Origin of the sequence: Mesorhizobium sp. M7D.F.Ca.US.004.03.1.1 (genome assembly GCF_003998635.1) — a bacterium.
GTDB lineage: Bacteria > Pseudomonadota > Alphaproteobacteria > Rhizobiales > Rhizobiaceae > Mesorhizobium > Mesorhizobium loti.
On the sequence record NZ_RZQG01001605.1, the window covers coordinates 1 to 684 of the forward strand.

The 684-nt window shown below is 61.1% G+C and carries 1 protein-coding gene and 1 pseudogene; one reads left to right on the plus strand and one right to left on the minus strand.

The window, feature by feature from the left end; genetic code table 11:
* Window positions 1-348: pseudogene (locus EN935_RS38995) on the minus strand (5-formyltetrahydrofolate cyclo-ligase); the annotation flags it as partial.
* 166 nt (window positions 349-514) lie between these two features.
* Between EN935_RS38995 and EN935_RS39000 the strand changes: the two are divergent.
* A partial coding sequence (locus EN935_RS39000; RefSeq protein ID WP_164771874.1) for an FAD-dependent oxidoreductase occupies window positions 515-684 on the plus strand: 170 nt, incomplete at its 3' end.

Here is a 684-nt window from a genome sequence, read left to right on the forward strand (position 1 = left end):
CTCCACGACGATAGGCAGCGCTGTGCGGCCACCGCGTTCATTGATGGACGCCATCCATGGCCGTAGATCCGGCTCGCCGCGAAACGGCCAGTAAAGGCTGACCATGCGGCCGGCGATCTCGCCGATGATCGCGTCGAGGCCTTCGGCGATGCGTTGCGACATGACGGTTCGCGCGTCGGCCGAAACGGCAAGACGCGCGGCGATCAGGCGTTCGCGCTCGGCCTTGCGCCAGCGCCTAACATCGGTCCAGTCGCTTAGAGGCGCACGGAATTCCGGATCGAGTTCATGCATGAAACAGGGCGGCGAAGAATATTGCGCCGGAGCCTCATCGTCATGATCGTCGGCCATGCCTCACCTCATCGCGTGTTCGATGACGCTATACCTCGCGATACGATACAACATGTGCATTCACGACATGGAACGACGAGTCTCAGGCACCGGCGGTCTGTTGCTGCGTTGCACAAAAGTACCTACATCTGGGGCAGGCAATATTGCCCGTCAGGGGTGAATTGAGATGAACCAGGCCAGCCTTCGTATCGTCGTTGTCGGCGCGGGTTTCGGTGGTCTCGAATTCACGCGAGCGCTTGGTGGCGCACCGGTGCGCATCACCATGATCGACAAGCGCAACCATCACCTTTTCCAGCCACTGCTCTACCAGGTGGCGACCACGGCGCTGGCGACGTC